The sequence below is a fragment of the Bradyrhizobium sp. SZCCHNR1098 genome, from assembly GCF_032489375.1.
Taxonomy (GTDB): Bacteria; Pseudomonadota; Alphaproteobacteria; order Rhizobiales; family Xanthobacteraceae; genus Bradyrhizobium.
The window spans coordinates 161,345-184,483 of the sequence record NZ_JAUEXY010000002.1; the positions used below are offsets into that span (position 1 = coordinate 161,345).

General features: G+C 64.8%; 26 protein-coding genes. 8 read left to right on the forward strand and 18 right to left on the reverse strand.

Annotated elements, in window-relative coordinates:
- Together QX135_RS04935 and QX135_RS04940 are read left to right on the forward strand one after the other, a co-directional pair.
- On the forward strand, positions 1–579 hold the full coding sequence (locus QX135_RS04935; protein WP_316160310.1) for a TIGR00645 family protein: 579 nt from the start codon (positions 1–3) through the stop codon (positions 577–579).
- Between the two features lie 132 nt (positions 580–711).
- Positions 712–1,899: a lytic murein transglycosylase gene (locus QX135_RS04940; protein WP_316177096.1), complete on the forward strand. Its 1,188-nt coding sequence runs from the start codon at positions 712–714 to the stop codon at positions 1,897–1,899.
- Positions 1,900–1,981: 82 nt separating this feature from the next.
- Here QX135_RS04940 and QX135_RS04945 read toward each other — a convergent pair whose 3' ends face one another.
- Together QX135_RS04945 and QX135_RS04950 are read right to left on the reverse strand one after the other, a co-directional pair.
- Entirely contained in the window at positions 1,982–2,263 is a 282-nt protein-coding gene (locus QX135_RS04945; protein ID WP_008964967.1) for a hypothetical protein, read from the reverse strand.
- Between the two features lie 215 nt (positions 2,264–2,478).
- Positions 2,479–2,817, reverse strand: a complete 339-nt coding sequence (locus tag QX135_RS04950; RefSeq protein WP_315738586.1) for a hypothetical protein — start codon at positions 2,815–2,817, stop codon at positions 2,479–2,481.
- Positions 2,818–2,986: 169 nt separating this feature from the next.
- On the opposite strand from QX135_RS04950, the gene QX135_RS04955 reads away from it, so the two are divergent.
- The 3 genes from QX135_RS04955 to bfr all read left to right on the forward strand — a co-directional run bounded on the left by QX135_RS04955 (position 2,987) and on the right by bfr (position 4,335).
- Positions 2,987–3,256 (forward strand): hypothetical protein, encoded by a 270-nt coding sequence (locus tag QX135_RS04955; RefSeq protein ID WP_316177094.1) that lies wholly within the window; start codon positions 2,987–2,989, stop codon positions 3,254–3,256.
- A gap of 188 nt (positions 3,257–3,444) precedes the next feature.
- On the forward strand, positions 3,445–3,729 hold the full coding sequence (locus tag QX135_RS04960) for a bacterioferritin-associated ferredoxin (protein ID WP_315738584.1): 285 nt from the start codon (positions 3,445–3,447) through the stop codon (positions 3,727–3,729).
- A gap of 120 nt (positions 3,730–3,849) precedes the next feature.
- Complete coding sequence (bfr, locus tag QX135_RS04965; protein WP_315717837.1) at positions 3,850–4,335, forward strand: bacterioferritin; 486 nt, start codon at positions 3,850–3,852, stop codon at positions 4,333–4,335.
- 109 nt (positions 4,336–4,444) lie between these two features.
- On the opposite strand, the gene QX135_RS04970 is transcribed toward bfr, so the two are convergent.
- The 5 genes from QX135_RS04970 to QX135_RS04990 all read right to left on the reverse strand — a co-directional run bounded on the left by QX135_RS04970 (position 4,445) and on the right by QX135_RS04990 (position 10,546).
- On the reverse strand, positions 4,445–4,756 hold the full coding sequence (locus QX135_RS04970; RefSeq protein ID WP_316177092.1) for a DUF3240 family protein: 312 nt from the start codon (positions 4,754–4,756) through the stop codon (positions 4,445–4,447).
- Positions 4,753–7,827 (reverse strand): CusA/CzcA family heavy metal efflux RND transporter, encoded by a 3,075-nt coding sequence (locus QX135_RS04975; protein WP_315775963.1) that lies wholly within the window; start codon positions 7,825–7,827, stop codon positions 4,753–4,755. Before QX135_RS04975 ends, QX135_RS04970 begins: the two co-directional genes overlap by 4 nt.
- Positions 7,828–8,949 carry an efflux RND transporter periplasmic adaptor subunit gene (locus QX135_RS04980; RefSeq protein WP_315771986.1) on the reverse strand — a complete coding sequence of 374 codons (1,122 nt, stop codon included), beginning with the start codon at positions 8,947–8,949 and terminating at the stop codon, positions 7,828–7,830.
- 160 nt (positions 8,950–9,109) lie between these two features.
- Positions 9,110–9,463, reverse strand: a complete 354-nt coding sequence (locus QX135_RS04985) for a hypothetical protein (RefSeq protein WP_315775964.1) — start codon at positions 9,461–9,463, stop codon at positions 9,110–9,112.
- A gap of 21 nt (positions 9,464–9,484) precedes the next feature.
- The gene (locus QX135_RS04990; protein WP_316177089.1) at positions 9,485–10,546 is read right to left on the reverse strand and encodes an alpha/beta fold hydrolase; all 1,062 of its coding nucleotides are present in this window, start codon (positions 10,544–10,546) and stop codon (positions 9,485–9,487) included.
- Between the two features lie 96 nt (positions 10,547–10,642).
- Here QX135_RS04990 and QX135_RS04995 point away from each other — a divergent pair, with 96 nt between their 5' ends.
- A complete protein-coding gene (locus QX135_RS04995; protein WP_315717862.1) occupies positions 10,643–10,915 on the forward strand; it encodes a DUF2277 domain-containing protein in 273 nt (90 codons plus the stop codon).
- Positions 10,916–10,945: 30 nt separating this feature from the next.
- Here QX135_RS04995 and QX135_RS05000 read toward each other — a convergent pair whose 3' ends face one another.
- On the reverse strand, positions 10,946–11,470 hold the full coding sequence (locus QX135_RS05000; protein ID WP_316177087.1) for a collagen-like protein: 525 nt from the start codon (positions 11,468–11,470) through the stop codon (positions 10,946–10,948).
- Between the two features lie 161 nt (positions 11,471–11,631).
- Entirely contained in the window at positions 11,632–11,901 is a 270-nt protein-coding gene (locus QX135_RS05005) for a helix-turn-helix domain-containing protein (protein WP_315717831.1), read from the reverse strand.
- A gap of 416 nt (positions 11,902–12,317) precedes the next feature.
- Here QX135_RS05005 and QX135_RS05010 point away from each other — a divergent pair, with 416 nt between their 5' ends.
- On the forward strand, positions 12,318–12,758 hold the full coding sequence (locus QX135_RS05010) for a hypothetical protein (RefSeq protein WP_315717830.1): 441 nt from the start codon (positions 12,318–12,320) through the stop codon (positions 12,756–12,758).
- Positions 12,759–13,711: 953 nt separating this feature from the next.
- Here the strand turns inward: QX135_RS05010 and QX135_RS05015 are convergent.
- Positions 13,712–14,239, reverse strand: coding sequence for a mismatch-specific DNA-glycosylase (locus tag QX135_RS05015; protein WP_316177293.1), 528 nt, complete (start codon positions 14,237–14,239; stop codon positions 13,712–13,714).
- 108 nt (positions 14,240–14,347) lie between these two features.
- Between QX135_RS05015 and QX135_RS05020 the strand changes: the two genes are divergently transcribed.
- Positions 14,348–14,968 carry a glutathione S-transferase gene (locus QX135_RS05020; RefSeq protein ID WP_315811690.1) on the forward strand — a complete coding sequence of 207 codons (621 nt, stop codon included), beginning with the start codon at positions 14,348–14,350 and terminating at the stop codon, positions 14,966–14,968.
- Positions 14,969–15,001: 33 nt separating this feature from the next.
- On the opposite strand, the gene QX135_RS05025 is transcribed toward QX135_RS05020, so the two are convergent.
- The 8 genes from QX135_RS05025 to QX135_RS05060 all read right to left on the reverse strand — a co-directional run bounded on the left by QX135_RS05025 (position 15,002) and on the right by QX135_RS05060 (position 22,854).
- A complete protein-coding gene (locus QX135_RS05025; protein WP_316177085.1) occupies positions 15,002–15,271 on the reverse strand; it encodes a hypothetical protein in 270 nt (89 codons plus the stop codon).
- A 193-nt stretch (positions 15,272–15,464) separates the two neighbouring features.
- Entirely contained in the window at positions 15,465–15,722 is a 258-nt protein-coding gene (locus QX135_RS05030; protein ID WP_315738574.1) for a hypothetical protein, read from the reverse strand.
- Between the two features lie 188 nt (positions 15,723–15,910).
- Positions 15,911–17,170, reverse strand: coding sequence for an acyltransferase (locus QX135_RS05035; protein ID WP_316177082.1), 1,260 nt, complete (start codon positions 17,168–17,170; stop codon positions 15,911–15,913).
- A 433-nt stretch (positions 17,171–17,603) separates the two neighbouring features.
- The gene (locus tag QX135_RS05040) at positions 17,604–17,990 is read right to left on the reverse strand and encodes a RidA family protein (protein ID WP_316177080.1); all 387 of its coding nucleotides are present in this window, start codon (positions 17,988–17,990) and stop codon (positions 17,604–17,606) included.
- A gap of 208 nt (positions 17,991–18,198) precedes the next feature.
- Positions 18,199–18,951 carry a hypothetical protein gene (locus tag QX135_RS05045; protein WP_315771992.1) on the reverse strand — a complete coding sequence of 251 codons (753 nt, stop codon included), beginning with the start codon at positions 18,949–18,951 and terminating at the stop codon, positions 18,199–18,201.
- 236 nt (positions 18,952–19,187) lie between these two features.
- Entirely contained in the window at positions 19,188–21,089 is a 1,902-nt protein-coding gene (gene thiC / locus QX135_RS05050) for a phosphomethylpyrimidine synthase ThiC (RefSeq protein WP_316177078.1), read from the reverse strand.
- A 387-nt stretch (positions 21,090–21,476) separates the two neighbouring features.
- Entirely contained in the window at positions 21,477–22,085 is a 609-nt protein-coding gene (locus tag QX135_RS05055; RefSeq protein WP_315738570.1) for a thiamine phosphate synthase, read from the reverse strand.
- Positions 22,072–22,854 carry a thiazole synthase gene (locus QX135_RS05060; RefSeq protein ID WP_315738569.1) on the reverse strand — a complete coding sequence of 261 codons (783 nt, stop codon included), beginning with the start codon at positions 22,852–22,854 and terminating at the stop codon, positions 22,072–22,074. Before QX135_RS05060 ends, QX135_RS05055 begins: the two co-directional genes overlap by 14 nt.
- Between the last annotated feature and the right edge of the window lie 285 nt (positions 22,855–23,139).

Genomic DNA, 23,139 nt, shown 5'->3' on the forward strand with positions numbered 1-23,139 from the left:
ATGTCTTCCCCCGACGCGCCCCTGTCCTCCAAGGGCGGAGCGCTGCGCCCCATTCCAATGCTGATCTTCGGCTCGCGCTGGCTGCAGCTACCGCTCTATGTCGGGCTGATCATCGCACAGGGCGTCTATGTCGTGCTGTTCCTGAAGGAGCTCTGGCACCTGTTCGCTCACGCCTTCGATTTCTCCGAGCAGCAGATCATGCTCGCGGTGCTCGGCCTGATCGACGTGGTCATGATCTCGAACCTGCTCGTGATGGTGATCGTCGGCGGCTACGAGACCTTCGTGTCGCGGCTGAATCTGCAGGGCCATCCCGACGAGCCCGAATGGCTCAGCCACGTCAATGCCAGCGTGCTGAAGATCAAGCTGGCGATGGCCATCATCGGCATCTCTTCCATTCATCTGCTCCGCACCTTCATCGAGGCCGGCGCGCTCTCGTCGGGCAAGTCGAACTACACCGAGACCGGCGTGATGTGGCAGACGATCATCCACACGGTCTTCATCCTCTCCGCGATCGGCATCGCCGTGGTCGACAAATTGTCGAATGCCGCGATCGAAGAGGCGAAGCAGGCGGGGCATTGAGCGGCAGCCTCGAGTTCCGCCGCGCGGTCTGCTGACGTTCACAACGGCCGCGGGCTGTGCTAGCCTTATCGGATGGCTCGGCAGCTGCTACTCCGTTTGCGCAGGCTCGTTCTCGTCGGTCTGGTGCTCTGCATGTTTGGCGATGGCCAAGCGAGCGCGACCGACGCCGCCTTCACGGAGTTCGTCAACTCGCTCTGGCCCGAAGCCAAGGAGCAGGGCGTCTCCCGCGGGACGTTCGAGGCCGAGACGCGCGGATTGGAGCCTGACTACAAGCTTCCCGATCTGCTGCTGCCCGGCCGGCCCGCGACGGGGGCGCCGGCGCAGGCCGAGTTCGTGCAGGTGCCAGCCGACTACATCAAGGAAGCGTCGATCGCGCGGCTGGCCGCGCACGGTGAGAAGCTGATCCAGCAATATCGTTCGGCGCTCGCCGAGATCGAACGCCGCTTCGGCGTGCCGGGGCCGGTTGTGCTCGCGATCTGGGGCCGCGAAACCGATTTCGGCCGCTATGCGCTGCCCTACGATGCGCTGCGCGTGCTGGCGACGCAGGCCTATGTCGGCCGGCGCAAGGACCAGTACCGCACCGAGTTCATCATGGCGCTGAAGATGCTGAGCGACGGTGTCGTGTCGCGCGGCGATCTCAGGGCCTCATGGGGCGGGGCGGTCGGGCTCACCCAGTTCCTGCCGTCGGAGTACTACAAGCACGGCGTCGATCTCGATGGCGACGGCAAGGTCGATCTCTGGCATTCGGTGCCGGACGCGCTGGGCTCGGCGGCGCTGCAGCTTGCGAACAAGGGCTGGCAGCGCGGCGTGCGCTGGGCCTACGAGGTCAAGCCGCCTGCCAATGTCGATTGCGCGATGGGTGTGCCGGAGGTGAAGAAGCCGATCGGCGAATGGCTGCGGGCCGGCTTCGTCCCGGTGCATGGCCAGCGGCTGAGCGCAGCCGAGCAGCGGCAGCCGGCGTCGCTGCTGCAGCCTGAGGGCATCTATGGTCCGGCTTTCCTGACGACGGCGAACTACTTCGTCATCAAGGAGTACAATTTCTCCGATCTCTACGTGCTGTTCGTCGGCCACCTCGCGGACCGCATGACGAGTTCGGCCCCGTTCGCGACGCCGTGGGCGGCGTCGAAGCAGCTTCGGAGCAAGGACGTCGAGGCGATGCAGAAGGGCCTGACGCGGCTCGGTCTCTACGGCGACAAGCTGGACGGCAAGGCCGGCATGCAGACCCGCGCCGCGCTCGGCGCATTTCAGAAGAAGGCGGGCCTGAAGGTCGACTGCTGGCCGAGCGAGTCGGTGCTGCAGGCGATCGACGCCGCGCGCTGATCGACCGAATTCAGCGGGTTGGCCGTCAGCAAAAAGCCCGGCCGCAGGGCCGGGCTTGCTGCAACGCTATGCGTCGTCAGGATCAGTAGCAGACGCGAACCGGGCGCGACACCCAGCCGTAGCCGTCCCAATAGCGCTCACGGCGCCACACGCACGGCGGCGGGCCCGGCGGAGGGGCTTCGACATAGACCGGACCGCCATAGGCTGGGCGGCTGGACGCGATCGCGCCGCCGATCAGGGCGCCGCCGATCAGGCCGGCAGCCACGCCGGCACCCACGTCGCCAGCCTTGGCGGCTGGTGCCGTCACGCTCAGCGAACCGGCGATGGTCGCAACCGCAAGCACTGCGGTCAGGATCTTCTTCATGTTCCGAGATCTCCTGGAAGGCGCCCTCGCGGGCACCAGGTTGGTGATTCACGCACGATCAGAGGCCGTCAGCATCGTGAGAAAACACGACAATCCGTCAACCCTTCGTAAACTCTGTCCGACCTGATGCGACGGAAAAACGGTTTTTTCTGGCCGTGGAGGCCGCCGTTCTCGAAATTCCGGTGCAAGGTCATGGAATTAATGAAGGTGAACGATCACTCGCAAACGCGGACGCGGCGAAGCCGCCAGCCGTAGCCGTCCCAGAAGCGCTGGCGCTGCCAATAGCAGGCATAGCCGGGATCGGCGACGTAGGCAGGCCCGCCGTAATAGGAGTAGCCCGGCCCGTAGGAATATCCTGGCGAGTAGGAGTAACCCGGCCCGTAATAATAGGGATTGCTGCCCGCAGCGATGGCGCCACCGATGAGGGCGCCGCCGAGCAGGCCGGCAGCGACACCGGCGGCGACACGACCATTGCGCGCTTCAGCAGGAGCAGGGGCCAGCGCTGCGGTCGACAGCGTCGCGACGGCGGCCAGGGCCGCAAGAGTCTTCTTCATGACCTTAACCTCTCTCACTCCAAGTCGGCGGATCGCGCATCAAGCGATACGGCAGGTTCACATATCCCGCTTGAATGATCAATGAACGGGCGCGTTCCATTGGACGACCCATCTCAAGGATGCGTTCAATGCTGCAGTGCACAAAATTTGACGTCGGTTCGGAGCAGGCATGACTCCCACGATGACGATCGTCGTGGCGATCGGACTGACCTCGGCCATCTGCTACGCGCTGCTGGTTCGCGCCGACCGCGGGCCCAACCGCCGCCGCTCTTCCACCGACACCACCATCAGCGATTCCGGCAGCTCATCGCACGACGGCCAGGGGATCGGACTTGCGAGTTGGTTTTCCAATACCTCGTCAGACGTCATGGGAAACCCGATCGATGGCGGGGGTGACGGTGGCGACAGTGGTGGAGGCGACGGGGGCGGTGGCGACTGAGTTCCGGCTGCTCGATCGCCGCTCGATGGTCGTCCGGCGACGACTTTGATCTGCGGCAAGCTCGCATAGTTGGAGTCGTTCTAGATTGATCGAGAAATTGGAATCGCTTCAAAAGCGCCGTTTTCCCTTTGCGCGGGTAGCTGCGGATGACTATCGATACCTGACCAAGGACGATTGGCCGGTTTCTCATGATTGTTTGTTCCTGCAACGTCATCAGCGATCACGACATCCGCAACGCGGTGAAGTCTGCGGACGAACTGCCGCGGAACCCCAAGCAGGTCTACGGTTGCCTGGGGTGCAGCGCGGAATGCGGCCGCTGTGCGCGCACGATCAAGACGATCATCGACGAGGCGCTGGGTCCCTGCGCCCGCTCCTGCCAGGTTGGCTGTCAGCACGGCCACCATCATGGGGCGGCGCCGGTGCAGGCGATCGATGACGACCTTCAGAGCCGGTTCGCGCTCGCCGCCTGCTGACAGGCGTTTGCCCTCGGTCGCGTGCTTTCCGCCCTAAAAATGCACATGAACGGGGGTCGTCTCCGCACTTCGAACCTGTTATTGAGCGCCTGCGGCCTCTAACTTTTTCGGAGCTTATCCATGCAGGGCGACCCCAAGGTCATCGAATATCTCAACAAGGGATTGCGCAGCGAGCTGACTGCCATCAACCAATATTGGCTGCACTATCGCCTGTTGAACAATTGGGGCCTTCTCGACATGGCGAAGGTCTGGCGCAAGGAATCCATCGAGGAGATGGAGCACGCCGACAAGTTCACCGACCGCATTCTCTTCCTCGACGGCTTCCCCAACATGCAGGTGCTCGATCCGCTGCGCATCGGCCAGAACGTCAAGGAGATCATCGAGTGCGATCTCGCCGCCGAGATCGGCGCGCGGACGCTGTATCAGGAAGCCGCAACCTATTGTCACGGCGTGAAGGACTACGTGTCGCGCGACCTGTTCGAGCAACTGATGAAGGACGAGGAGCATCACATCGATTTCCTCGAGACCCAGCTCGACCTGATCAACCGGATCGGTCTCGAACTTTACACGCAGAAGCACGTCGGCGGCCTCGAGAGCGAGCACTGACGTCGACGGTGAGGCGGTCGTCCGCTTTCGGTACAGGGTCGATTCACGGTTGGTGTTTCATGCCTTGAATCGACCGCCCCTGTGACGTGAGGGGCGCCCAGAGTCGTGCTCAGTCGATAATGCCGAAGTCCGTCACGGGCATGACCCAATAGACGAGCTTCGTCCCTGCAAATGCGTTCCTGAGCCGTTCCAGCAGGTGCTCGAGATCCTGTCCCTGCAGCACGATCCGCACGACGACCTCGTCGGCATGTCCCTTGACTCGCTCCGCCGCGCTGCGCAGCCGGACGCGGACGCCATGTCCGGACGCATCAGAGGCCGTAAAGCCGCTCACCAGATCGGTCTGCTCGCTCAGATGGTCGAGCACCTCGGCACGAAGCGCATCCGGGACGATCAGTGTCACGCAGACGGCTTGGCTGGTCATGTCGCGTCCTTCGCAGCGGCGCCGTAGCGGCGATACAGGATCGGCAACAGGATCAGCGTCAGCAGCGTAGACGACAACAGGCCGCCGATCACGACGATCGCAAGCGGACGCTGGACCTCCGATCCAGGTCCGGATGCAAACAGCAGTGGGATCAATCCGAGCGCCGTGATGCTCGCCGTCATCAGCACCGGCCGCAGCCTGCGCTTTGCGCCTTCGACCACGATGCGCTGCTCGGAGAGCCCGTGAGCGCGCAACTGGTTGAAATGAGACACCAGCACGACGCCGTTGAGCACGGCGATTCCAAGCAGTGCGATGAAGCCGACGGAGGCCGGGACGGAGAGGTATTCGCCGGTCGAGACCAGCGCGAACACGCCGCCGATCAGCGCAAAGGGAATGTTGACGAGGACGAGCAGGGCCTGGCGCACCGAGCCGAACGTGGTGAAGAGCAGCACGAAGATCAGGCCGATCGCGACCGGCACGACGACGGACAGACGCGCGGCTGCACGCTGCTGGTTCTCGAACTGCCCGCCCCATGTCAGCCGATAGCCGGACGGCAGCGGCAGCTCGGCTGCGACCCTTTGCTGGGCCGCCTGGACGAAGCCGACCATGTCACGGCCGCGGACGTTGCTGCGAACCACGCTCATGCGGTTGCCGTCCTCACGATCGATCTTCACCGGGCCGTCGACCCTCTGGATGCGGGCGACCTGCGAGAGCGCAACATGCTGGCCTGACGCAAGCGTCAGCGGCAGCGCCGCCAGCATCGTCGGAGCCTGCCGCGTGGTCTCGCCGCCGCGGACCAGGATCGGCGTCCGGCGTCCCTCCTCGAGCGCGGTGCCGATCGTTCGGCCTTCGATCTGCGTGCGCAAGGCGGCCGAGATCGAGTCCACGGTGAGCCCAAGGCGGCCCGCCTCCATCCGGTTGACGGCGATCGTGTAGTATTGCGCGCCCTCGTTGAGCGTCGTGTAGACGTCTTGGGCCCCATCGATGTCGGACATGATCGCCGACAGCTTCGCTGCGATCTCGTTGAGCTTGGTGATGTCCGGGCCGAAGATCTTGACCGCGACGTCGCCGCGCACGCCGCTGATCATTTCCTGCACGCGCATGTCGATGGGTTGCGTGAAGCTGAGCGAGACGCCGGGGAAGCCGGTCAGGACCTCGCGAAGCTTCTCGAGCAGGACATCGCGGTCGCTGGTCTGCCGCTGGTCTGCCGGCTTGAGCACCAGGAACGTGTCGGTCTGATTGGGTCCCATCGGATCGAGCCCGAGCTCGTCCGAGCCGGTGCGCGCGATGATGCCGGCGACGTCTGGCACCTTCATCAACGCCGTCTGCAGCCGGGCATTGATGGCGAGGGACTCGTCGAGATTGACGGACGGCAGCGTTTCCACGCTGACGATGACGTCGCCTTCGTCCATCGTCGGCATGAAGGTCTTGCCCAGCTGGGTGTAGCCGTATCCCGCGGCAACGAGGCTGACCAGCGCCGCGATGATCACCTTGCGCTCGTTCCCGAGCGCCCAGTCGAGCGCGGGCGCGTAGACGCGCTGCGCTGCCCGGATCAGCATTGGATCGTCATGCGATGCGGATGTGAGCACGAAGGACGTCGCGACCGGAAGCACCGTCAGCGCAAGCAGCAGCGATGCGGCCAGAGCGAAAATGATCGCCAGCGCGACCGGAATGAAGAGCTTTCCCTCCAGCCCCTGCAAGGTCAGCAGCGGAACGAACACGATGATGATGATCAGAACGCCCGAGGCGACCGGCTGCAGGACTTCGCAAACCGAGCGGTAGACGACATGGATCAGCGGCGTGGCGCTTCCGTGATCGTGCTTGGCGAGATTGCCGACGATGTTCTCGACCACCACGACCAGCGCGTCGATCAGCATGCCGATCGCGATTGCAAGGCCTCCCAGACTCATCAGGTTAGCGGACATGCCGACCGCCCGCATCACGATCAGCGCCATCACGATCGCGAGCGGCAGGCTGAGCGCGATCACCAGCGAGGCGCGCCAATTGCCGAGGAACAGCAGCAGCAGCACGACAACGAGCACCGTGGCTTCGCCCAGCGCCCGGACCACCGTGCCGACGGCGCGGTTGACCAGCCGACTGCGGTCGTAGAACACGTTGATGGAGACGCTGCTCGGCAGCGACGGCTTCAGTTCGTCCAACCGGGCCCGAACGTCGCGCACCAATTGTCCGGCGTTGGCGCCGCGCAGACCGAGCACGAGCCCCTCGACCGTCTCGCCCTTGCCGTCCGTCGTGACGGCGCCATAGCGGGTGAGTGCGCCGATCTTGACCCTTGCGACGTCGCTGACCCGGATCGGGATTCCGTCGCGGGTGTCGACGATGATCGCCCGGATGTCGTCGATGCCGCGGATGCTGCCTTCGATGCGGACCAGCGCGCTGTCTTCGCCCTGGTTGACCCGCCCGGCACCGTCGTTGCGGCTGTTGGCCTCGATGGCCTTGCGAAACAGCTCGGACGAGATGCCGCGCGCCGCCAGCGCGTCGTTCCTCGGCACGATTTCGAAGGCCCGGACATAGCCGCCGAGCGCGTTGACGTCGGCTACTCCGGGCACCGTGCGCAGCGCTGGGCGGATGACCCAGTCGAGCAAGGTCCGGCGTTCGGCCAGCGACAGTTCGGGACTGTCGATCGTGAACATGAACATCTCGCCCAGAGGGCTCGTGATCGGGGCGAGGCCCCCGTTCACGCCCTCGGGAAAGTCGCGCGAGATGTTGGACAGCCGCTCCGACACCTGATTGCGGGCCCAGTAGATGTCGGTGCCGTCCTCGAAATCGACGGTGATGTCGGCCAGCGCGTATTTCGTGGTCGAGCGAAGGATCTTCTTGTTCGGCAACCCGAGCAGCTCCAGCTCGATCGGTACCGTGATGCGCTGCTCGACCTCTTCCGGCGTCAGGCCGGGAGCCTTCATGATGATCTTCACCTGGACCGGCGAGACGTCTGGAAAGGCATCGATCGGCAGGCTCGGCAAGACAACGGCGCCTGCGCCGATCACCAGCAGCGTGCTGAGGATGACGAAGAGCCGCTGTGACAGCGCGAATGCGACCAGCCGTTGCAGCATCTACTGCCCCAGTCGCGAGAGGATGCCGCGCAACGCCGAGATGCCGCCGATGGCGATCTCGTTCTTGTCCGTGAGGGGGCCTGCGATGACGACGTGATCCTGATCCTCCGCGAGCAGGGTGACCGCAACGAGCCGGAAGCCGCCTTCCGTGGCAACGAACACCGCGGTCTGCTCACCGCGCCGGACGAGGCCGCTATAGGGAATTTCCCACGCGCTTTCTCCTGCCGAGACAAAGCCGATGCGGGCCGCCGCCATTTGTCCGGAATGCAGTTCGCCGTTGTTGGGAATCTCGGCGCGGACGAGAATTGTCTGCGTGGCGGCATCGGTCGTCTCGGACACCAGGATGACCTGGCCCGGTGTCGCATAGCCTTCGATGTCGACCTTGGCGCCGGTCTTGATGGCGCCGATGTTGGTTGCGGGAATCGCGATCTCGGCCCATAGCGGCGACAGCCGGGCGAGCTTCACCAGTGACGCGGCCTGTTCCAGGCGCTGGCCCGGCGAGACCGCGAGCTCGACCACGGACGCCGTGCGCGGGGCCGTCACGGTGAGCGTCGCGCTGATCGCCGCCTCGCTGCTGAGCCGGGCGATGGCTTCGTCGGACAGCCCGCTGATGTGCAGCATCTGCCGACGTTCGGCGACGACGATGCTGGCCTGGCGCGCTTCGGTCTGGCTCGACTCCAGCACGCGTTGCGGGATGGCCTTGCCTTCGAACAGGTCGGCATTGCGCTTCAACTGCTGAACCGCGAGAACCTCCTGGGCCAGCGCATGCAGGTAATCGCGCTGGAGCGAGACGAAGCTCGGACTCTCCAGCGTGAGCAGCGGTTGTCCGACGGTCACGCGATCGCCGCGGGCAACGGCGAGGTTGGTGATCATCCCCGCGACCGGCGCGCTGACGACCCACAGTTGAGGCGTGGGAATGACGATCTGCGCGGGATAGGGCAGCGTTTTGTCCATCCGGCTGGAGATCGGATGCGTCACGCGCACGCCGAGGTTCTGCGCCTGGCTTGGCGTGAGCTTCAGCTCATCATCGGCCGACGCGGCGCAGGGCGCCACAACGAGAGCCAGCCCGAGAGACGCCCGGGCCAGACGGCCTGCGGACCAGTGAAACAATCGCTTGGGCATCTCGATCAAGAATCTTCAGGTTCATGCATGACACATTCTGTACACTATTTCGGCCGGTTTCCGCGACTGTTGACTTAGGTCAATCGGAGCTAGTCACGAAACCGGAGGTCACTTCTCGTGCCGCTAATGAGTCGCATGAGTGGTAGCACGCGCCAGCGCCTCATACGGCATCGGCGGGAACGAAACAGTTGATGATGATGTCGCCGCGGTGATGGACGTACCACACCACGGCCTCGCCGATCGGGTTGCCGCGGTCGCGGATGATGGCGCGTTCCGGCACCGCCATCCACCGGCCTTCGATCGGCACCCAATAGGTGCCGTCACGCACGTCATAGGTGGTGCGGTGGCCGTCGGAGACATCGCAGCATGGCACGCCGTTGGGCGCGATCACGCTTTTGAACCACGCGCGAATGTCGGGCGGGACGTTGTCGAACTGCCCGTTGTCGAAGGCGGCGGCGACGGTCGCGCAGGCGAGCGAGCCCATCGTGAGACCGGCCAGCACCATCCTGCGCATTCAACGCTCCCTTCTGCGGACCTACATGCCGCGCTGCGGCGCCGTCGCCAGCAATTCGCGCAGCGGCTCGGCGTAGAACTTCGCATTTCCGGTGGTCAGGTGGCCGCGCGTCTCGGCCGAGGTCGGGATGAGCAGGAGCTTGCCGTTGGCGATGCGCTTCATCGCGTCGACCGTCACGCCGGTCTCCGGCGGGTTGCGCTCGTCGTCGGCCGAGTTGATCAGCATCACGGTCGCCTTGATCTTGTCGAGATCGGCAGACGGATTGTAGTCGTGCGACGAGTCCCACTGATAGATGAAGTCGTTGGCGTCGGTGGGAATGGGCGTGGCGAGCCGCTCCTCGACCAGCTTGTCGGCCTTGGCCGCGGTCGGTGCCGCGAGCTGATAGGCGATGGTGCCGCCGGCCGTGGCGGTGGCATAGGCCGCGACGGCATATTTCATCATGCGCGGCTGTGTGGTGTAGTTGCCGCCATTGTAGTCGGGATCGTTGCGGATCGTCTCCAGCATCAGCCGGCGCAGCATCCAGTTGCGGGCCGCCATTTCGGTCGGCTGCGAGGCCATCGGCACCGCGGCGTCCATGAAGTCCGGATAGCGCGTGGCCCACACCCAGCTATGCATGCCGCCCATCGAGTTGCCGATGACAAGCCTCAGGTGCTTGATGCCGAGGCCCTCGGTCAGCAGGCGGTGCTGCGCATCGACCATGTCGGCATAGTCATAGGCGGGAAACCTGGTCTTCAGCCCGTCGGAGGGCTTCGACGATTTGCCGTGGCCGATGCTGTCGGGAATGATGATGTAGTACCTGGTCGCATCGAGCGGCTGGCCCTTGCCGAACAATTCGCCGGCGAAGGTCGGCACCAACATGCTTCCGCCTGAGCCGCCGGTGCCATGCAGCACCAGCACCGGCTGCCCGGTCGGCTCGCCGACGGTCGTATAGTGCAGCCTCAGCTCCGGCAGCGTCTCGCCGGTGTGAAACTTGAAATCCTTGACGACGAAGTCGCCCTGCTTCGGGGCGGGATAGTCGGCGGCGCGGGCCGGCGCGCAAAAAACGACGACGGCGGCAAAAACGGCGGCAAGCGGTCGAACCATGGACTCCCCCTGATCATGCGCGACTCTTCCGGCCGCGTCGGGGACATGATAGCACGATCTGCGACTTGGTTCAGTACCGGATTGATGGGACTCATCATGTGCCGCAACATCAAGACGCTGTTCAATTTCGAGCCGCCGGCGACGGAGGCTGAAATTCAGGCCTCGGCCCTGCAATTCGTGCGCAAGCTGTCCGGCTTCAACGCGCCGTCGCAGGCCAACGAGGCCGCCTTCGCCCGCGCGGTCGAGGAGGTGGCCGACGCCGCGCGGCGGCTCTTGACCTCGCTGCAAACCCAGGCCCCGCCGCGCGACCGCGAGATCGAGGCGGCCAAGGCGCGGGAGCGTTCGGCGGCCAGGTTCGGCCCGCGCTGAGGCCCATCGTGCCCTGACAGAAGGCGAAGCTCAGAACCCCTCGTCGTCGTGGTCGTGGCGGTCCTGGGCCCGCTTGTCGTGCTTCTTCTTTTTCTTGCCCTTCTTCTTTTTCTTCTTCGGGATGTCGATGTCGTGCGGATCGTCGTCCTCGAAGGCTTCGTCCAGCGCATCGTCATGGGTCGTCGCGGCGAAGATGTCGCGCACCGCGACCAGCTCGGCCTCGCGCTCATGCGCCTCGCGATCCCGCGCGCGCTTGTAGTCGTCATAGGCCGCGAAGATCTGCTCGAGCCAGGGCATCAGCTGATCGATCGTCGGCAGCGTGCCCGGCGGTCCCGGTTCACCCTGCGGACCTTGAGGCCCCTGCGGTCCCGGCTTGCCGGGCGGGCCTTGCTCGCCGCGCGGCCCTTGCGGGCCGGGCTTGCCTTGCGCACCTGCCTTGCCGTCGGAACCCGGCTTGCCGCGCTGACCATCTGGCCCGCGCCGCCCGGGCTGCCCCTGCGGGCCACGTGGACCCACGGGGCCCTGCAGGCCGCGTCCGGCCGGATTCTTTGCCACTACCGCAACTCCGCTACACACCTCTGATTCGCGGCGAAGCGTAACAGAGCCGCGATGATGGCAGCAATTGCAGCAGGGCTGCGAGGCCGATTGATCAACATCAATCGGCGTCGCATCCTGATGAGTTCCACGCGATGGGATATCGCGTGGCCGCCGTTGGATCAGGCCGAATAGGCCGGCACCGCGATGCCGTCGGCCGTGTAGATGCGGATCTTGTTGCGCAAAGTGCGCACGGGCATGCCGAGCAGCCTTGCGGCGTGGGTACGGTTGCCGTTGCAGCGCGCCAGGGTTTGCACGATGAGCTCGCGCTCGATCTCGGACAACGGCGTGCCGATCAACAGCGGCAGGACCTCCGCCGCGGAGCGCGACGGTGGCATGGCAAGCGGCACGAGTGACGGACTTGCGGCTTCGGATGACAATTCTTGCGACATAACTCCTCCCGATCAACGCCCACGCCGACACTGAAACGACGCGCAAACATCGAGACCAACTAAACATCCAGCCCGTAGATCACCGTGGTCCGACAAGGTTAATGGGGCCTTAACGCGGGCGTCCTGCTGTCGCACCGGTGCCGAATACCCCGAAATGGCCTTGGTTTCGCGCGGGTCTCGACCCATTTGGCCGGCGCCGACGCGCGTCCACGATGGGGGTGCAGAGGACTGATCGTCGGACCGCCACAGTTCCTGCGCTGCGAGCGCATCATATCGAACACACCGGCGGCTGCGCATGCACGGTGCCGTGCAAAGGGCTAAATTCGGCCCGATCGATTCGCTTAGTGGGGCACGATCGTCGCACACGGCCATCGAATTACCTCAAGCCCAAATTCACTTCGCTGGAGACTTCATCCATGACAATTGCATCCTCGCTTCGCGGTCTGCTGGTGGCACTGACAGCTGCTTGCGGCGCTGTCATTCCGGCCACGGCGCACGCAGATGGCGGCTTCATCACGCTGACCATCTACAAGGCGGGGTGGATCATCGGCGGCTCCGGCGGCAGCGGCGTGTTGAACTTTCATGGCCGCGCCTATCCGCTGTCGACCGGCGGCCTCGACTGGGGTCTGGTGTTCGGCGGCTCGCGCACGGTGCTGCGCGGCCGCGTCAGCAACATCTGGCGTCCGTCCGACGTCGAGGGCGTCTATGGCGCCGCCGGCGCGGGCCTTGCCGTCGGCCGCGGGGTGCGCGGCATCGTGCTGACCAACCAGAAGGGCGCGGTGCTGGAGCTCTCGGGTGAGCAGATCGGCCTCTTGGCGAACGTCGATCTGTCGGGGCTTGCGATCACGATCAGGTAGTTGCGTCGTCGTCGTCATCGTGGACGCCCAGCAACTCACAACAGGTGTCATCGCCCGCTTGCGTGGGCGACGACCGTTGTTGCGTGCTGAGCATTGCCAACACCATCGCTCTCCCTCTCTTCTGCTCATAAGCCCGCGCTCTCGCCGCACCGCGTGCGCGAGGGATGCATCGTGAGAGCCCCGTCGAAAATCGAGAGGGGCAGGGAAGGCCGGGAGCTCGCCGCTCCCATGGTCCGCGTGCAACAAAAAAGCACGCGGCAGAACCACAGGTTCGGCGGAGACATCCCGGCCTTCCCTGCGCGCATGGTTTGACGGCTTATACGTGGTCTCCCTGGTGCGCCGGGCTTGTTGGCCACCATTGCGCGCGCTACGCTTTCGCATGAGCACGCACGTGACACCAGCTTCGGGGTGTCAGGACATCACGACTTCACCGTACGTGACAGCCGGCGCTCGTCGGGCGCAGCCACCACGTCCACCGCGGCCCACCTCCACGTATCGTGACGACGCGTACGTCCCTCTGCATGAGGCAGGTTGAGCGAAAACATCGTCCTGATTTGCCCGACGTGGCAAGCGCGCGTGGGTGCGACAAACTAACACGACGGGCAGTTGGCGCATGATGCGCATGCGCGGATTGCCCGTCGGGCAGAGATAGGATGCTTCACCTCGGTGACGTGGATAGCCACAATCGCGCGTCGGATCGCCAGCATTGCGCTCTGCGATGCAGCGCCCTCTCCCCTTGTGGGAGAGGGCATCTCCGGCCTATCAGCCCGTTCGCTTGGGTGAGGGGTCTCTCTCAGCAAACTACGCTCGGAGAGAGACCCCTCACCCGAGCGCGTTTGCCGCTCTATACTACATGCCCTCTCCCACAAGGGGAGAGGGCGCAGTCATCGGCATTGCGCGGATCGTCGTCAGCGAGTCGCTTGCCGCAATGATGATGGGCTTACTACCCATCATCACCGCACGCGAGTCGGCTGCGCGTCTGAGGTCTGGGCCAAATGCATCGCCAGCTCCCGCCACGGCTGGAATGTCCACGCACCGGATGCGGCGCCGGAGGGCGAGGCGAGCACGAACGTGGTCGGGAAGTCGGCCTGCTCCGGCTGCAGCCCGAGCGCGATCGCGCCGGTCGGCTTGCCGTAGAACAGGCTCGCCGCCTTCTTGCTGGTGAAGGCGACCGCCGCCGGTCGATGCTGCCGGATCTTGTCGGCGAAACCGGCGACGTCGACGCCGGCCTTCAGCGCGACATGGTCCATGCCCGCGCCCAGCTTGCACAGATCGGTGAAGCCGATGCCGAGCGACAGCAGCGCTGGAAACTCGTGCGGCTGGTACAGCCGTGGCGTCAGGCCGACGGCGAACAGCGTCGGCCAGAAGCGGTTGCCGGGATGGGCGTAATAGTGCCCGGTCGCCGCCGAGCGCTCGCTCGCGGCGGTGCCGACGAAGACGAGGCGCAGGCCGGGCTGGAGCTGGTCGGGCAGGCGGTCCATGGCGCCGTTGTCGCATTGTTGCAGTCGTTGCAACAGGCTGTTGACGCGATGCTGCATTGTTGCTGCGGCGGCCGTGGTCTAGGTGACGGCGAGCAACAGGAGCACAGCATGTCGCAACGTCGTCTGTATCATTTCGTCCTTTCCGGCCACGCGCATCGCGTGCGGCTCATGTTGAGCCTGCTCGATCTGCCTTGCGAGCTCGTCGAGGTCGACCTCAAGGGCGGCGCGCACAAGCGGCCGGACTTTCTCGCGCTCAATTCGTTCGGCCAGGTGCCGGTGCTGGTCGACGGCGACGCCGTCATCCCGGACTCCAATGCGATCCTGGTCTATCTCGCCGGCCGCTATGACGGCTCGGGCAAATGGCTGCCGCGCGATCCGCTCGGCCAGGCGCAGGTCCAGCGCTGGCTGTCGGCCGCGGCCGGTCCGCTCGCGTTCGGCCCGGCAGCGGCGCGGGTGGCGACCTTGTTCGGCGCCCCGCTGGACATGGCGAGGGCGCATCAGCTCGCCAACAGCCTGTTCACGGTGATGGAGCGCGAACTCGCCGCGCGGCCGTTCCTCACCGGCGCGGCGCCGACCATCGCCGACGTCGCGCTCTACAGCTACACCGCGCACGCGCCCGAAGGCGGCGTGTCGCTGACGCCGTACCCGAGCGTGCAGGCGTGGCTGGCGCGGATCACTGATCTGCCCGGATTCGTGCCGATGCAGGCGAGCGCGGTCAGCGCCGCCTGACCGCCGCCATGCATGAATGCGTGCGAACGCCGCTTACAGGAAGCAGCGGCGCTCGTCGCGCAGCTTGAGCTGGATGTTGGTCGCCTCGACGAAGGTCGGCACCGGCTTGGAAACGATCTTGTAGGTCGACGGCCACTCCACCGGCTTCGACTGCAACTCGGTGTTCCAGATCTGGCAGATGCCGGTGTTGTCCCAGCGGATCACGTAGTAGCCGGACTTGGGCGCAGGCGCGGCGAAGGCGGTAGGCACGAACGAGGCGGCTGCAATGGCCGTGGCGGCAGCGAACGTGGTCAGGCGACGCATCATCAATCTCCTCAAACGAAACAACGACAATCGCCCGCCCGCGCGGGCCACCGGCCTTGCGGCCGGACCAAGGCCCAAGTGGTGCGACAAAAGCGCGCGCAACGCAAGCCGCCCGTGCCGTCGTTCACAGCGATGTCCGGGATGTGAATGACGACATGCGGTCGTCACATGATGCCGTCAGGCGCGCGCCGGCTTACAGCGTGCAGCGGCCCTGCTGGCGCAGCCTGATCTGGCGGGTCACGGCGTCGTTGAACGTCGGCACCGGCCGGCTGATGACCTGATAGCCGGACGGCCATGCGATCGGCTTGAAGGCGAAAGCCTCGCTCCAGACCTGGCAGATGCCGGTGTTGTCCCAGCGGATGATGTAGTAGCCGGCCTGCGCCGGCGCAGCGGCGAGCAGCGCGGCCGCGGCGAGGCCTGCGGCAAGACAGACTGTGGTGAAACGAGGCATCGTGAAAACTCCGGCAACAAACTGGCCCAGCCCGCGGCCGGCCCTATGTCGGAGCGGTCTCGATCAATTTGAAGGCAGCCGCGCGCGAATCGTGCGGCAAAAGCGCGCGATGCCCCCGGCCGATGATGAGGCGCGATGAGGTGGCGGAGCGAGAGGCCTCTCGGCGTGTGCAGCGCGTCGCGCAGGCCTCAGGAGTGGATGCCTCCGGCGCTCGGTCGGGACGAGAACCGGAGATCGCCGCTGAAGCTCGCGGTCGGAACCAGCGCCGGACCCGCGCCGGCGAGGAGCGGCTGCGAGGCCACCGGCCCCGCGCGTCGGCGCAGGAAGTGGCGCTCGAGATAGGCGTAGGACAGCGTGGCCGCCACGACCGACAGCGGCAGCCCGATCGCGAGCCGCAGCGGCCACCAGACGCCGTAGCTGTCCAGGAAATTCAGAACCGGCAGGTGCCAGAGATAGATGCCGTAGAAGATCCGGCCGAGGAAGATCGCGACCGGCCATTCGAAGATGCGGTGGCAGATCGTGCCGTGGCTGCGCATCAGCATGGTCAACGCGAGGATGCCGGGAAGTACGCCGCACACCATGCTGCCGAACAGATAGTAGTTCATGCTCGGCCCGTCCGCCGGCCAGAACAGGAAGGTGACCGTGCCCCAATAGATCAGGAGCGGCCACGCCAGCTTCGGCCAGAGCCGGTCGAGCGCGGGTGAGGTGCCGTGCGGCACTAGCCTGAGCACGACGGCCATCGCGCATCCCGCCATCAGTGCATCGGCGCGGGTGTCGAACGCGGTGTAGAGCCGGCGCCACTCGGCCCCATCGAGCACCAGCGCCACGCGCCAGGCCCAGATCGCGGCCGCAATGGCGCAGATGGCGCCGACCAATCGCCAGGTGACGCCGAGGCGCTTGACCAGGACTGCGAAGGTCAGCGGCCACAGCAGATAGAACTGCTCCTCGGTCGACAGCGTCCAGGTGTGGCCGATGTCCTCGATCGTCTTCGGGTCGAACACATACCAGTAGTTGGCGATGTAAGAGAGCGCGATCGCGGCGCGTTCCAGCGCCGGCAGGAACGGCGGCCGCAGCAGCCAGGTGAACAGCAGATAGGCGGCGAGCATCAGCAGCAGCGGCGGCACGATCCGGGCGAAGCGCCGCGCATAGAACTGCCGGAACCTGATGTGGCCGTGCTTATCGATGTCCCGCAGCAGCAGGCCGGTGATGTAATAGGCGCTCGCCACGAAGAACAGGTCGATATAGAGCACCGCGCCCGGCACGAGCGTGTGCGAGACATGGGCCGTAACGACGCCCAGGGTCATCAGCCCGCGCATGCCGTCATGCGAGGGAACGTAGCCGAGCGGATAGACCTGAGCCTGGAAGGCCTCCCGGATCGCCTCCCGCAATGGCGCCGTGGCGGCGCCGACGAGGCGGAACAGGGCATGGAACGGCCATGAATAAAACATCTATCGTGAAATTTTCGGAGATAATGTTTCGGACTATTAAATCCTATTTAAAATTTAAATCGTCCGCAAGAGACGAAAATCGCGGAGCGGGGGCCATCACGACGCAGGGTTGCAGAAGAATGAGGCAGGCCGCCCGTGGCGGTGGCAAACGGCGGCGCGGCTCGGCATCATTGCAGTGGATGAAGGGGACCTCGCGGTTGAACTGCGCTTGGGCGACGGCGTGTAGCTGAGGCCGGCGAATTCTGCAGGCGGAGCGGTTGCTTCCTGCACGGAGAACGTAGGGCGGGTTAGCGCCCGCGGGACGATTTCACCGCGGAGGGAATGTTTGCCAGGGCGCGTAACCCGCCGCCTGCGCGGAATGGTGGGTTACGCGAACGGCTTTCAGCCATGTGCGAGCGTGGAGAGATCGTCGGTTGCCGTCCGCTAACCCACCCTACCGTTTCACGACCGCCGCGACGCCATCGATCTCGATCAGCATCTTCGGATCGGGCAGCGCCACCACCACGCAGGTGGTGCGCGCCGGATACGGCGCCGGCCCGAACGCCGCGGCGTAAAGCCGGTTCATGGTCGCAACATCCGAAGCGCGCGTCAGCAGCACGTTGACCTTGACGAGATCGCGCAAGCTGGCGCCGCCTTCGGTCAGGACGCGGGTGAAGTTGGTCACGACGTTGGCGAACTGTGCCTCGAAATTGTCGGGCAGGTTGCCGTGGGCGTCGAAGCCGGGAATGCCGGAGATGAAGAGGAGGTCGCCGACACGGGTGCCGAACGACAGCGGTGGGGCTTTGATGTGGGGTGGGGCGGGGATGTGGTGGATGGGCATGGGGCCTTTCACGTGCTAGGGGTGGGCGAAGCCGTAGCCAGCCACTGCGAGAGAAAGACAAAAGTCGGATGACGCCGCGGTCACCGGCATGCGGAATCGTGATCCGTAGTCTGCATGAACGAAGCGATAGGCAGAGCTTTGGTCGTCAGGTCTCGGGTATCGTGCGCTCAGCTGGGCTACGCTCGCTGTCATTCCCGACTGCGCCTGCTCACGATTGCTTCTGAAGACTATTCAATATCATCTCCAGAACTTCAATTGTCCTCAGATCTGGAACTCCCTTGAATTTCCTGATGATGGCTAGCGCATGCTCAACTGATTCTAGCATGCGTTTTTTCTCGTGAGGTGTCTTCAGTATATCTGCCATATTCTGAAGCGCTAGCGCTGCATGGTAGAAGACAAATGGCTGTTCGGACGAGAAGCGATCCCTTAGCCAGTTCAAGTCGCCAGCAGGTGGATCCATCTGCATCATTGCAATAGCGGCTAAGCGACTTCCAGCTGATCCGGATCCTTTGTAGACATCGATATACTCGATCAAGCTAGGAGCTAACGAGCGCATTTTTACGAGCAGACGTGTCATGGCGCGGGTACGATCCGACCCAGCCGGCATGGTACGCCTTATAGTGTCGTACTCTAAACAGAGCCGATCCAACTCTTGTAAAAGAGTCTCTGAACCGACTTGCGGAGTTTGGATTTTTATTCGTGCCGCGGCCTCTATCTGTCGGGGAGTAATCTTCCCCTTCTCCTCGCCCGCGATGTCCGTCTCCGCGGCGACCTTGTCGAGTTCTAAGTTTATGCCGACAAGCGAAGCTTTTTGGATCTTGTTGAGCACCGCAGGCATTGTGCGCAGAAGCAGCCTTAGCTCGGAGCGGAACAAAAACAGAAGAGCAAATACGGTCGCAGGCCAAGCCACGGCTCCAAAGAAAGCCGCCATAGCCGTTAGCAGTTTAGCTGCGGCCTCCATCGCTCATCCGCCCGTTCGCAATCGTTTACGATCTGGCTAAAATGTCACATCTTTCGGTTGTTCCGCAAGCTATTTACGTGCCGTCGATGTTGCTGTCCTCATTCAAATACGCGCTGGATCAAGTTCCTTAATATCAGTTGGCTTAGCTAACAGTAAAAAAAGCCGGGCTTGCGCCCGGCTTCGATGGATGGCCGGGTCAAGCCCGGCCATGACGGTGGAGGTGGAGAGAGTGGGCGTCAGGACAACGCCTTGTTGCTCTCCTTCACCTTCTCCGCATCGAGATACACGCTGCCGCCCATTTCCTTGAACTTGGCGCTCATCTGGGCCATGCCGTCCTCGATGGTGCCGGAGATGGTCATGCCGACCGTGGCCGGGTCGTTCAGCGTCGCGGCGTAGTCGCGGACGTCCTGGGTGATCTTCATCGAGCAGAATTTTGGGCCGCACATCGAGCAGAAATGCGCGACCTTGTGGGCTTCCTTCGGCAGCGTCTCGTCGTGGAAGTGCTTTGCGGTTTCTGGATCGAGGCCGAGGTTGAACTGGTCGGTCCAGCGGAAGTCGAAGCGGGCGCGCGACAGCGCGTCGTCGCGGAGCTGCGCTGCGGGATGGCCCTTGGCGAGATCGGCGGCGTGGGCGGCGATCTTGTAGGTGATGACGCCGACCTTGACGTCGTTGCGATCGGGGAGACCGAGATGCTCCTTCGGTGTCACGTAGCACAGCATGGCGCAGCCGAACCAGCCGATCATGGCGGCACCGATGCCGGACGTGATGTGGTCGTAGCCCGGCGCGATGTCGGTGGTCAGCGGCCCCAGGGTGTAGAACGGCGCTTCGCCGCATTCCTTGAGCTGCTTGTCCATGTTGATCTTGATCTTGTGCATCGGCACGTGGCCGGGGCCCTCGATCATGACCTGGCAGCCCTTGTTCCACGCGATCTTGGTGAGCTCGCCCAGCGTTTCCAATTCAGCAAATTGCGCGCGGTCGTTGGCGTCCGCGATCGAGCCGGGGCGCAGGCCGTCGCCGAGCGAGAACGAGACGTCATACTTGCGCATGATGTCGCAGATCTCCTCGAAATGGGTGTAGAGGAAGCTCTCCTTGTGATGCGCGAGGCACCACTTGGCCATGATCGAGCCGCCGCGTGACACGATGCCGGTGACGCGGCTGGCGGTGAGGTGGATATAGGCGAGCCGCACGCCGGCATGGATGGTGAAGTAGTCGACGCCCTGCTCGCACTGCTCGATCAGGGTGTCCTTGTACAGCTCCCAGGTCAGCTGCACCGGATCGCCGTTGCACTTCTCCAGCGCCTGGTAGATCGGCACGGTGCCGATCGGCACCGGTGAATTGCGCAAAATCCATTCGCGGGTGGTGTGGATGTTACGGCCCGTGGAGAGGTCCATCACGGTGTCGGCGCCCCAGCGGATCGCCCACACCATCTTGTCGACTTCTTCTTCAACCGAGGAGGTCACCGCCGAGTTGCCGATATTGGCGTTGATCTTGGTGAGGAAGTTGCGGCCGATGATCATCGGCTCCAGCTCGGCATGGTTGATGTTGCAGGGGATGATGGCGCGGCCGCGCGCGATCTCGGAACGCACGAACTCCGGGGTGATGAAGGCCGGGACCTCGGCGCCAAAGCTCTCGCCGTCGGCGAGCGCGGCTTCGGCGCGCTCGAGCTGGGTCTTGCGGCCGAGATTCTCGCGCTCGGCGACGTAGATCATCTCCTTGGTGATGATGCCGGCGCGGGCGAATTCGAGCTGGGTGATCTTGTGGCCGTCGAGGCCGCGCAGCGGCTTGTGATGCGCGGTGAAGGCCTTGGCGGCCTTGTCGGCGCCGACATTGCCGTTGTCCTCCGGCTTGATGTCGCGGCCGACATATTCCTCGACGCCGCCGCGCTCGCGCACCCAGGCAATGCGGGCGCGCGACAGGCCGGCGTTGACGTCGATCGTCACGGAGGGATCGGTGTAGGGGCCGGAGGTGTCGTAGACCGGCAGGTTCGGCTCGCCGGCGCCTTCGGAGAGGATGATCTCGCGCAGCGGCACGCGCAGGTCGGGCGCGGACTCCGGGGTCGCGTAGATCTTGCGCGAGGAGGGCAGCGGGCCGGTGGTGACGGCGGGAAGCGTCGTGTCGGGATTGGAGCGGATGTTCATGGGATCCTCCTTCTCAATCGTTGTTGTCGGAGTGAATGGGGGACGTCACTGCGAGGAGCACTTGCGACGAAGCAATCCAGGGCTGCTCACGTCGCTCTGGATTGCGTCGCTTCGCTCGCAATGACGGTGGAGAGAGTTGAGCCTCATGCCAGTTGCTCGCTCGTACCGAGCCGAGGGCGAAAATGAGTTGTCGACGTAAGGGGCGGATGTTGTTCAGGCTCCCTCCCCCCTTGTGGGGGAGGGTTGGGGAGGGGGGTAACCCCGCGTTCGGTGCTCGTGGCTCACCCCCCTCCCTAGCCCTCCCCCACAAGGGGGGAGGGAACGAGCTCGCGTGGGGCGAGGTCGGGGCCCAATCGCTCTCAGACGCATTCGCAATAGTGGCGCGCATCAGGCCGGCTCCTTCGTCGCATCGAGCCAGGCGCGGACGCGGGCGTCGGGGTCTACGTTCTGCGTGACGTCGCTGACGACCGCGATGGAATCGGCGCCGGCGGCAAAGATCTCCGCGGCCTGCTCCAGCTTGATGCCGCCGATCGCGACCAGCGGGATGGCGCCGACGCGCTTCTTCCAGTCGCTGATCTTCGCGACGCCCTGCGGCGCGAAGCGCATCGCCTTCAACGTGGTCGGGAAGATCGGACCGAGTGCGACGTAGTCGGGCTTGGCGGCGAGCGCGGTCTCCAGCTCGGCATCGTCATGCGTCGAGAGGCCGAGCGTCAGGCCGGCCTCCTTGATCGCGGCGACGTCGGCGTCGGCGAGATCCTCCTGGCCGAGATGGACGTGCTGGGCGCCGGCGACGATCGCGGCGCGCCAATAGTCGTTGACGATCAGCCTGGTCGCGGTGCCCTTGGTGATGGCGAGCGCGTCGGTGACGATCTGCAGCGCCTCGCCGTCGTTGAGGTCTTTCGCGCGCAACTGCACCGTGCCGACGCCGAGCCTGGTCAGGCGCTCGACCCAGGCGAGGCTGTCGACGACGGGATAGAAGCGGTCAGGATACGGCATGCCAGAACGGTGTCCCAACGACAGGGGTGGAGGGCGAGGCGAAATCGCGGGCGTCCATCAGCCCGGCCTCGTAAGCGGTGCGGCCGGCCTCGCAGCCGAGCCGGAAGGCGCGCGCCATCGCCACCGGGTCGGCGGCTTTTGCCACCGCGGTGTTGAGCAGCACGGCGTCGTAGCCGAGCTCGAGCGCTTCCGCCGCGTGTGAGGGCGCGCCGAGGCCGGCGTCGACGACGAGGGTGATGTCGGGCAGGCGGTCGCGTAGGAGCTTGAGCGCATCGCGATTGGTGATGCCCTTGGCCGAGCCGATCGGCGCCGCCCAGGGCATCACGACCTTGCAGCCGGCATCGACCAGGCGCATCGCGACCGTGAGATCCTCGGTGCAATAGGGGAAGACCTCGAAACCGTCCTTGATCAGGATGGTCGCGGCTTCGACGAGCCCGACCACGTCGGGCTGCAAGGTGTCGTTGTCGCCGATCACCTCGAGCTTGATCCAGCTCGTGCCGAACAATTCGCGCGCGAGCTTGGCGGTCGTCACCGCCTCGCGCACGCTGCGGCAGCCGGCGGTGTTCGGCAGCACCGTGACATTCAGCTCGTTGATCAGCTTCCAGAACGCGTCGCCGGTCTTGCCGCCGGCCGCCTCGCGCCGCAGCGACACGGTGACGATCTGCGCGCCCGAGGCGCGGATCGCGTCCTGCATGATCGCGGGCGAGGGGTAGAGCGCGGTGCCGATGAGCAGGCGGGAGGTGAAGGTCTTGTCGTAGAAGGTGGGCATCAATGGTCTCCGTCATGTCGGACGGTGGTCGCCGCAATGAAGCCTGTCATCCCCGCGAAAGCGGGGATCCAGTATTCCAGAGGCGGCTCGGACACGCAGATAGGCCGCGGCGTACTGGATCGCCCGGTCGTTTTCGCCGAGACGCGCTTCGCGCTTTCGCCGGGCGATGACAGGTGTGCGTGGGGCGCGACCTCCCTCCCCACGTCGTCCCGGCGAACGCCGGGACCCATACCGCGTGATCTGGCGTGGGACCTCGGTGGGAGAGATCGAGCTTCAAGACAAAAG